Annotated in this window: 7 protein-coding genes and 1 pseudogene; all 8 read left to right on the forward strand. The window is 34.0% G+C overall.

Annotated elements, in window-relative coordinates; all coding sequences use genetic code 11:
• Positions 1 to 104: 104 nt before the first annotated feature.
• Complete coding sequence (locus QWY92_RS01980) at positions 105 to 626, forward strand: glycoside hydrolase family 26 protein (protein ID WP_290268241.1); 522 nt, start codon at positions 105 to 107, stop codon at positions 624 to 626.
• A gap of 74 nt (positions 627 to 700) precedes the next feature.
• Positions 701 to 1,402: a hypothetical protein gene (locus QWY92_RS01985; protein WP_290268243.1), complete on the forward strand. Its 702-nt coding sequence runs from the start codon at positions 701 to 703 to the stop codon at positions 1,400 to 1,402.
• A gap of 228 nt (positions 1,403 to 1,630) precedes the next feature.
• A complete protein-coding gene (locus QWY92_RS01990) occupies positions 1,631 to 2,137 on the forward strand; it encodes a ComEC/Rec2 family competence protein (RefSeq protein WP_290268245.1) in 507 nt (168 codons plus the stop codon).
• A gap of 391 nt (positions 2,138 to 2,528) precedes the next feature.
• Positions 2,529 to 2,879: a hypothetical protein gene (locus QWY92_RS01995; RefSeq protein WP_290268247.1), complete on the forward strand. Its 351-nt coding sequence runs from the start codon at positions 2,529 to 2,531 to the stop codon at positions 2,877 to 2,879.
• 225 nt (positions 2,880 to 3,104) lie between these two features.
• On the forward strand, positions 3,105 to 5,939 hold the full coding sequence (gene uvrA / locus QWY92_RS02000) for an excinuclease ABC subunit UvrA (RefSeq protein WP_290268249.1): 2,835 nt from the start codon (positions 3,105 to 3,107) through the stop codon (positions 5,937 to 5,939).
• Between the two features lie 88 nt (positions 5,940 to 6,027).
• On the forward strand, positions 6,028 to 6,717 hold the full coding sequence (locus tag QWY92_RS02005) for an LOG family protein (RefSeq protein WP_290268251.1): 690 nt from the start codon (positions 6,028 to 6,030) through the stop codon (positions 6,715 to 6,717).
• 373 nt (positions 6,718 to 7,090) lie between these two features.
• Positions 7,091 to 9,883 (forward strand): gluzincin family metallopeptidase, encoded by a 2,793-nt coding sequence (locus QWY92_RS02010; protein ID WP_290268253.1) that lies wholly within the window; start codon positions 7,091 to 7,093, stop codon positions 9,881 to 9,883.
• 163 nt (positions 9,884 to 10,046) lie between these two features.
• A pseudogene (locus tag QWY92_RS02015) lies at positions 10,047 to 10,307 on the forward strand (transketolase); the annotation flags it as partial.

A 10,307-nucleotide genomic window follows, 5' to 3' on the forward strand; every position in this document is an offset into this window, starting at 1 on the left:
GTTTTTGCACCTAAAATAGATAACGGACTCACCGATTTAAATACAGTAAAAACAAATACAAAATTTGGAAATCATAAATTTGATCTAATTTCATTGTACTTGCCATGGCACAAAAATATAGAATCAAACTTTCCAAAACCTTAATAGATTCTATTTACAAACAAAATTCAATACCTGTAATCACATGGGAACCTTGGATAAACACTTTTGAAGGTGATTTTAACTCGGAAAATCATCATGTATACAACCTTATAGAAACAGGCTATTTTGATAACTATATTGCCGATTTTGCAAACACCCTTAAACCTATAAAACATCCCGTTTTTTTGAGATTTGCTCATGAGTTTGACAACCCATTTTATCCGTGGTATGTTACCGGAGATAAAGCATCAGAAAAGTTAAAAAACGCTTGGATACATACTTATGAAATTTTTCAAAAAAACAAGGCGCGGATAATGTGGTATGGATTTGGAACCCGTGGAAACCGGAGCATGTTGCCTCTTTTTATCCAGGCGAAGCTTATGTTGATTGGATTGCGTAAACATACTAAACTACGGCGACTTAAATCAGATGGAAAATCACAGGAGTTTGAAGCTTTATATAAACCCATTCCACGACGCGTTTAAAAACCTTCCGGGAACACCTGTTGTTATATCCGAATTCGGTGCTTTAACCAGTAACCTACAAAAAACGTTTCCAATTGCAAGACAACGCCTTCATTGCTATAGAAAATAATTTTCCTGAGATTAAATCTATTATTCATTTTAACAGTAAAGTAGATAACAATTGGCCTACTGGAGAAATTCCAAATACTTACCTAGATTGGACCATTGCCTCAAAACAAACCACTCTTAATTTATTTGAACAAAAAAAAGTTCCAAGCTATATAAACAGACCTTTACAAGATATTAAAAGCAACTCTCTGCCCCCAGAAAAGGCTCAAATAGCAATGCAAAACATTAAAGGCATCAACTTCAAAATTGGTCATAATTGGGAAAAAGATTATCACATTCTAAATAGAAGAAAACTAATTGCAGATTTTGAAAACATCAAAAACTTAAAGCTAAATACGCTTAAGTACCAAACCATTTACCAAAACGGACTAGTTGAACGCCCGGTTAGCGGAACCTTCGCTAAAGTTGGCGGTTTAAAGAAAGACCCTGAAACGAACATAAGTTATATTGAAAATTTAGCAATTGACGACACTGAAATCAAAAAGCATTTTACTGACGAAAGTACTTTTGGTCGTTTTGTTTTTCCAAAAATTATGCATGCCGCACTTAGCAATCCGAAAATAAAAAACTTTAAAATGTTATCTACGGATGCTAGCCAAGCACTCATGAAAATGGCAGAAAATATATGCCTGGTTTTGCCCCTCCGATGGAAAAAATTACAGCATTGAAGTTTTAGGCCCCGTAACCAACAGCGACAATCAAGGTAATCTACGTTTAGAAAAAATAAGTAGCTACGGAAAAACAAAAAATGGACATTCCATCATTTTAAGATTGCATTACGGAAAATTTAAAGTGCTATTTGGTGGAGATTTAAACAACCTGCCGAAAAATTTCTTCTAAAACATTACACACAGCGAAAATCGTTTCCAAAATACGGTTCCGAAGCTTCAAAAAATATGATTGATGAAGCAAAAAACTGGTTTAATGCTGAAGTGATGAAGGTTTGCCACCACGGCGCTTCTGATGTAACCAACGAGTTTATGGAGGCCGTAAATCCTGCCTGCTTTGTAATTTCATCTGGAGATGAAGAAGGACATGTACACCCCAGACCTGACTTATTAGGACGGCTAGGAAAATACGGCAGAGGAGAATCGCCCGTTTTACTCTCAACAGAATTACAGCGTTCTACCAGAGAACATGAAGACCAAAATTTAGTGGCAACTTTAAAAAAGAATATTGCTAAATTAGTCAAAACCCCATCAGAAAAACTCAATGCTTTAATTGATGAAACCATTACCAAATTAGCTAAAACGAATGTATCCGTTTACGGCGCCATCTATCTAAAAACAGATGGAGAACGTTTGATAACAGCTTTCAAAATTGAAGAAAAATCAAAACTGAAAAAATGGTTTTATTTTGAATATAAAATTGATGATTCAGGAGAATTAACACTAATAGGTTAACACTTCATTTTACCTTGTTCTTTTAAATTGCCATCATTAATATGATGCCCAATAACACGTAATTAATGTAAGTCATTTTAAAGTACAACATCGATTCCTTTTCATTTTAAACTCTTAAAAAAAAGTTAAAAACAAAGAATCCCTCATATACAGCCAACCCATAATTTACAAGGGTTAAAACCTCCTTTACAACGCTTTTATTACTCTTTACATATCATTTATTTGACTACTTTATTCTTAAGCACAACATCTCACTAAACAACCCCTAAAACAGACAGGGTATTACGCCAAAATTAGGCGTATTTCAAATTTGTTAATCTTTCTTAAACCCATTGACTACAGTGTTTTTAAGCTTTATATTTAAACAAAATAATCTAAACCATTACCATTTATGAAAACACCTTTTTTAACTCTTTTATTTACTGCTTTTTTTATTACCATTACTGCACAAGAAACACCTCAAGTAGGCGATCAATTAATGGTTAACGGACCATCTAATCAGTTTTACAACCACGTCGATTTCCCTCAATTAAACTTCCTTGTCAAACGCGGGAAAATTGCTAATTACAAAAGCGTAAAAGGAAACCATGTTGAAATTAGTCACGTTGAAACCGATAAAAACGGTACGCAGTATGTTACTTTAAAAAAGAAGGATGGCGGTAAGTTTTTCGGCTATCTTAATTCAGTAAAAGCCAATTACAATAAATCTATAAACTCAGGAGAATTATCAGTGATTCAATAATTAAATCGCTATAATTTATAACATCACGATGCTGTTTCAGCCCCGAATTCCTAAAATGATTAATTTTCATCAGTAAAATTAAAAATTTAGTGAATTCGGGGCTACATCATTAATAACCGCCCGCACTACCGCTTCAAAACACCCCAACTATTTTAACAAAATTCACAGTATAACTTCACAAGATTTTAACATCAAAAAATTGTAACTTTGCCCTTTTGCCTATTTATGAGCCAATTTGATGATTTTATTGAAGTAAAAGGAGCACGCGTTCACAACCTTAAAAATATAGACGTTTCCATTCCAAGGGAAAAACTTGTAGTAATCACAGGTTTATCGGGAAGTGGAAAATCTTCGCTTGCTTTCGACACCATTTATGCTGAAGGTCAGCGTCGCTATATTGAAACCTTTTCGGCCTATGCCCGACAATTTTTAGGCGGATTAGAGCGCCCAGATGTTGATAAAATTGACGGACTTTCGCCTGTAATTGCCATTGAACAAAAAACGACGAGTAAGTCGCCACGTTCTACCGTTGGTACCATTACAGAAATTTACGATTTTATGCGACTGCTTTTTGCTCGTGCCAGTGATGCATACAGCTACAACACCGGCGATAAAATGGTAAGTTATAGCGACGAGCAAATTAAAGCTCTAATTTTAAAAGATTTTAACGGCAAACGTATTAATGTTCTTGCTCCAGTTGTACGTTCTAGAAAAGGGCACTATCGTGAATTATTTGAGCAAATTGCAAAACAAGGTTTTGTAAAAGTAAGAACCGACGGAGAAATTAAAGATCTTGTAAAAGGGATGAAATTGGACCGTTATAAAAATCACGATATTGAAATTGTTATTGATAGATTAAAAATTGACGATACTGCCGATAATGATAAACGCTTAACAGAAACCATAAACACGGCCATGTATCATGGTGAAGATGTATTACTAGTTATAGATCAAGACACACAGGAAGCGCGATACTTTAGCCGTAGTTTAATGTGCCCGACTTCAGGGATCTCATACCCAAATCCAGAACCAAATAACTTTTCTTTTAACTCACCAAAAGGTGCTTGCAACCACTGTAATGGTATTGGCGAGTTGTATCAAGTAAATGAAAGTAAAATTGTTCCTGATGAAAAACTTTCAATTAAAAACGGCGCACTAGCACCACATGGTCCTGAAAAAAATTCTTGGATTTTTAAACAGTTTGAAACCATTGCGCAACGTTTCAATTTTAAATTAACCGACGCTTATAAAGATATTCCGAAGGAAGCCAAACAAATGATAATGTATGGTGGAAACGAAAAATTCTCGGTAGAAAGTAAAACATTAGGTGTTACGCGCGATTATAAAATAGACTTTGAAGGTGTTGCCAATTTTATAGAAAACCAATACAAAACAGCCGAATCGACCTCTTTAAAACGTTGGGCTAAAGATTATATGGACAAAGTTAAATGTCCCGTTTGCGAAGGTTCTCGACTAAAAAAAGAATCGCTTTATTTTAAAATAAATAATAAAAACATTGCCGAACTTGCCAATAGTGATATTGTAGAACTTTCGGAATGGTTCAAAGATTTAAACGATCACCTTTCGGAAAAACAACTCAAAATTGCCGAAGAAGTTATAAAAGAAATTAAAACCCGCTTACAATTTTTACTCGATGTAGGTCTTAATTATTTATCATTAAACCGAAGCTCGAAATCGCTTTCTGGAGGCGAAGCACAACGGATTAGATTGGCCACACAAATTGGATCTCAATTGGTTGGTGTCCTTTATATTTTAGACGAACCGAGTATTGGTTTACACCAACGAGATAATGAAAAACTGATAAATTCTTTAGTAGCATTGCGCGACATTGGAAATTCTGTTATTGTGGTAGAACATGATAAAGATATGATAGAACGCGCTGATTACGTAATTGACATAGGCCCTAAAGCCGGAAAATATGGCGGAAACATCATTAGTATCGGCACACCCACAGAATTATTAACGCACGACACGCTAACGGCCGATTACTTAAATGGTAAAAAAGAAATAGAAATCCCGAAAAAACGTCGTGAAGGCAATGGTAATTTCTTAGAACTTAAAGGCTGTACCGGAAATAATTTAAAAAACGTATCTGTAAAAATTCCGTTAGGAAAAATGATAGGTGTTACAGGTGTTTCCGGAAGCGGAAAATCGACTTTAATAAACGAAACCCTCTACCCTATTTTAAACGCTTATTATTTTAATGGCGTTAAAAAACCCATGCCGTACAAAAGCATAAAAGGGCTAGAACATATAGACAAAGTGATTGATATTAATCAATCACCCATAGGTAGAACTCCGAGAAGTAACCCTGTAACATACACGGGTACTTTTAGTGAAATTAGAGCTTTATTTGCCAAAATACCCGAAGCTATGATTCGTGGTTATAAAGCCGGACGTTTTAGTTTTAACGTTAAAGGCGGACGTTGCGAAACCTGTCAAGGTGGTGGTTTACGCGTTATTGAAATGAATTTTCTTCCAGATGTTTATGTGGAATGCGAAACTTGTCAAGGCAAACGTTTTAACCGCGAAACTTTAGAAATTCGTTATAAAGGCAAATCGATCAGTGATGTGTTAAATATGACCATTAGTGATGCGGTTGAATTCTTTGAACATATCCCTAAGATTTACAGAAAATTAAAAACAATTCAGGATGTTGGCCTAGGATATATTACCTTGGGGCAGCAAAGCACCACCCTTTCTGGTGGTGAAGCGCAACGTATTAAATTGGCTACCGAGTTATCAAAACGCGATACAGGAAATACTTTTTATATTCTAGATGAACCTACAACAGGCTTACATTTTGAGGATATTAGGGTGTTAATGATTGTTTTAAACAAATTAGCCGACAAAGGAAATACGGTTTTAATTATTGAACATAATTTAGATGTGATTAAAACTGTAGACTATATTATTGATATAGGTTATGAAGGTGGCCAAGGCGGAGGTAAAGTTATTGTCGAAGGATCACCTGAAACCGTTGCCAAACACAAAAAAAGCCATACGGCAAGATTTCTTAAAAAGGAATTAGCACAATAAACAAACAGTCTAAGCTAATTTTTAATTCAAAATTAAATTTTTAGATTGCTAAACTTAAAAAATCTTTAAAAAGATAAAACATACAACTATGAGAAAAGAACTGCACCCAAAAGGTTGGAACGAAAAGAAAACGAACGATTCTTGGGCCATTTTTAAAATAATGGGAGAATTTGTTAACGGTTTTGAGAAAATGAGTAAAATAGGCCCTTGTGTTTCTATTTTTGGATCGGCACGTACAAAACCAGATCATAAATATTATAAATTGGCCGAAAAAGTGGCAGGTAAAATTGTAGAGCATGGTTACGGCGTTATTACTGGTGGTGGTCCTGGAATTATGGAAGCAGGGAATAAAGGCGCACACTTATCGGGAGGAACCTCTGTTGGATTGAATATCGACTTGCCTTTTGAACAGCACGACAACCCTTATATTGATAATGACAAGAGTTTAGATTTTGATTACTTTTTTGTTAGAAAAGTAATGTTTGTAAAATACTCTCAAGGCTTTGTTGTTATGCCTGGTGGTTTTGGTACTTTAGATGAATTATTCGAAGCTATGACGCTTATTCAAACACATAAAATTGGTAAATTCCCGATAATCTTGGTGGGCACCGATTTCTGGAGCGGCTTGCTAGACTGGATAAAATCGACCCTATTAGATACTTTTGAAAACATTAGCGTTAAGGATTTAGATTTAATTCATTTGGTAGATACCGAAGATGAAGTTATCGATATTTTAGATGCTTTTTATAATGAATCTGGCTTAAGTCCGAATTTTTAACACCATACAAAACCGGTTATCAATTGGGATTAATTACTGGTTTTGGCAGATTGCCCCGCGTTAGCATACCGATGATTGTCGGAAAATAAATTGTTGAAGTTTTTTTGATTCAACAAAGAAAAAACAATTACATTTTTTTCATACTTCTGAAATCTAATTTATAGAAATCAGAAGTCATTGAAAAAATTCTAACTTCGGGGAAATTTCCAAACTTTAATTTTCAATCTTCTTGTCAACACCTTTGGTTTTAACTAAAAGTAAATTATTATGCGTGCATATTTTACTATATTGCAACGCCTTAAATATTATGAACCTTATTTAATGTTTGAATAAATTGAAGTTAAAGTTTTTATTTTTTATTGTAACCTTTTCGATGTGCCTCTCGGTCTTTAGTCAGAATAAAATTGACTTAAAGGCGCGGTTTGATATTGAAAACAAAACGATTAAAATAAAACAAACGATACAATACCAGAACACAACAAACCAAACACTTGATTCCATTTATTTAAATGATTGGAGCAATAGTTTTTCAACAAAAAAAACAGCCTTAGCCACTCGACTTGCAGAGGAATATAAAACGGTTTTTCACTTAGCCAAAAACGAAGATCGTGGGTTTTCTGTTATTACTTCAATGACTCAAAATAACGTCAATTTAGAGTTTTCTCCTTTAAAAAACCAATTAGATGTTATCAAAGTAAAGCTTGCCGAACCATTAAAACCAAATGCGACTTACACCATTGATCTGGAATATATGGTGCAAGTACCTAATAGCAAATTTACCAGCTACGGCATTACAGATACTGGTGATTTAAACTTACGGTATTGGTACATTACACCTGCAGTTTTCGATGGAAATTGGCAGTATTACAGTAATAAGGATTTAGATGACATGTATATTCCGAAGACCGATATGGTACTGGACATTGAATTCCCGGAAAACTACACCTTAACTTCAGAATTAGACATTAAAGAAACGCAGTCTTCAAACGGTTATACATCGGTTAGACTTGAAGGAAAAGATCGCGTAAATACTAAACTTTTCTTAAACCAAGTCTCTGATTTTGAAACTATAAAAGGCGATGATTTTGCTATTGTTTCTGATATTGACGATGGCGATTTAATGGTTATTGAAAAAGTATTAATTACTGAAAAGGTATCAAAGTTTTTACTTAAGAACTTCGGCGCATATCCTCATGATAAATTACTACTTACCAAAATTGATTATTCAAAAGATCCTGTTTATGGGCTTAATTTTCTGCCAAAAATTATAGAACCTTACCCAAAAACACTGCAATACGAATTAAAGTTACTCAAAATTATTCTACATAATTATTTAGAAAACACACTTCTTATAAATCCTCGCGAAGAGCAATGGCTACTGGATGGTATTCAAATATTTTATACCATTAATTATGTCAATGAGCATTACCCAAACATGAAGTTCTTGGGCAGCTTAGCCGATTACTGGGCAGTAAAACCCTTTCATGCCGCAAGCATGACCTTTAATGATAAATACATGTTGGCTTACATGTTAATGGCCAGAACCAATAGAAACCAACCGTTGACCATGGCGAAGGATTCTTTATTGAAATTCAACAAAAACATTGCGAATAAATACAAGGCAGGCTTAGGTTTAAAATATTTAGAAGACTTTGTAAACGATGATACGATTGAAACCACAATCAATTCTTTTTTACGCGAAAACAAACTAAAACAGACCAATACAAAGGCATTTGAAGCTGTATTAAAATCGAAAACAGAAAAAAATATTGATTGGTTTTTTAAAGATTATATCTCTTCCGATAGAAAAATTGATTTTAAAATACAAGAGGTTTCAAAAACGGATGACTCGGTCACAGTGATTATAAAAAATAAGAGTGAAAATGCGATGCCCGTATCACTTTACATGCTCGAAAATGATAGCATTGTTTCTAAAGATTGGATTGAAAATATAGATGGTAGTAAAACCGTAACCCTCCCCAGAAACGGCGCTAACAAACTCGCTTTAAATTACGAAAACACCATTCCTGAATACAATTTAAGAGACAACTGGAAATCGTTAAAAGGCTTTTTGTTCAATAATAAACCTTTGCAAGTACGCTTATTTAAAGATATTGAAGACCCACATTACAATCAAGTTTTTTTAATGCCTATTACTGAATTTAATAATATTTACGACGGACTTACTTTAGGCATAAAAGCATACAACAAAACCATACTAAGGAAACTTTTTAACTATAGATTAGAACCTCAGTATGCGTTTAAATCGAAAACACTTACCGGTGGTCTTTCGGCTTATAAAACACATTATTTTAAAAACAAAAATCTGTACGCCTTGAGTTATGGCGTTTCTGGAAGTTATAAATCGTATGCAGAAGATCTATTTGTAACCAAACTATCCCCTTCAATTTCGCTAAACTTTAGAGATCATTCTGATTTAAGATCTAACAAACAACAACTTATCAATATTAGATATCTCGATATTAAACAAGACGAAAACCCAATACCTAACACAGAAAACAACACCCCTAATTACAGCGTATTCAACGCGCGTTTTATAAACTCGAACAACAACCTTATTAAATACAGCAGTTGGTACACCGATTTACAAATTGCAAAAAAATTCAGTAAAGTGGCTTTTAATTACGAGTATCGTCGTTTGTTTGAAAGCAATAGGCAATTGAATATTCGTTTTTTCACTGGAGCATTTTTAACTAATAATACTGACAGGACTTCCAACTATTTTAGTTTTGCATTAGACAAACCATCTGATTATTTATTTGATTATTCGTATTTAGGCCGATCGGAATCTACAGGTTTGTTTAGCCAACAATATATTGAGGCTGAAGGAGGGTTTAAATCGAAATTAGAAACCGCTTTTGCAAATCAATGGATTACAACTGCAAATGCCAGCACGACCCTTTGGAATTACATTTTACTTTATGGTGATGTGGGACTTATAAAAAATAAATATGACAATGCGCATTTTGTTTACGATTCCGGTTTACGTATTAATTTAGTGACTGATTATTTTGAAATTTACTTACCACTTTATTCTAATTTAGGTTGGGAAATTGGTCAACCAAACTACGATCAAAAGATTAGGTTTAAATTCACCGTAGACCCACAAGCACTTTTAGGTCTATTTAGGCGCCGATGGTTTTAATTTTTGATGAATTATCATAAATAAAATATTTTTTATGAAAATAATTCAACAAAAACAGCATTAATCCATTTTTTACCAAACAAATAACAATATTTTAACGCCGCATATCATTGTAAAAATCGTTAATATTAACTACTTTTGCAAAAATGATATCCTAACTATTATGCAAATAACTCCAGACTTAACAAGCAATCTTTCTTTTGAAGATTTTAAAACAGAAGTTTTAAACGACTATAGAATTGCTACCGTAAGTAGGGAATGTAGTTTATTAGGACGCCGTGAGGTACTAACAGGAAAAGCCAAATTTGGAATTTTCGGTGACGGAAAGAAATGCCTCAGTTAGCTATGGCTAAAGCTTTTTTAAAAGGCGATTGGAGATCGGGCTATTACCGTGACCAAACCTTTATGATGGCTATTGCGCATT

It is taken from the genome of Algibacter miyuki, from assembly GCF_030409805.1.
Classification (GTDB): Bacteria; Bacteroidota; Bacteroidia; order Flavobacteriales; family Flavobacteriaceae; genus Algibacter; species Algibacter miyuki.

Bases quoted from the DNA above. Each gene is read 5' to 3' on its own strand.
- QWY92_RS01980 (WP_290268241.1), top strand. From the start codon at position 105: ATGGCACAAAAATATAGAATCAAACTTTCCAAAACCTTAATAGATTCT.
- QWY92_RS01990 (WP_290268245.1), top strand. From the start codon at position 1,631: ATGATTGATGAAGCAAAAAACTGGTTTAATGCTGAAGTGATGAAGGTT.
- QWY92_RS01995 (WP_290268247.1), top strand. From the start codon at position 2,529: ATGAAAACACCTTTTTTAACTCTTTTATTTACTGCTTTTTTTATTACC.
- uvrA (WP_290268249.1), top strand. From the start codon at position 3,105: ATGAGCCAATTTGATGATTTTATTGAAGTAAAAGGAGCACGCGTTCAC.
- QWY92_RS02005 (WP_290268251.1), top strand. From the start codon at position 6,028: ATGAGAAAAGAACTGCACCCAAAAGGTTGGAACGAAAAGAAAACGAAC.
- QWY92_RS02010 (WP_290268253.1), top strand. From the start codon at position 7,091: ATGTGCCTCTCGGTCTTTAGTCAGAATAAAATTGACTTAAAGGCGCGG.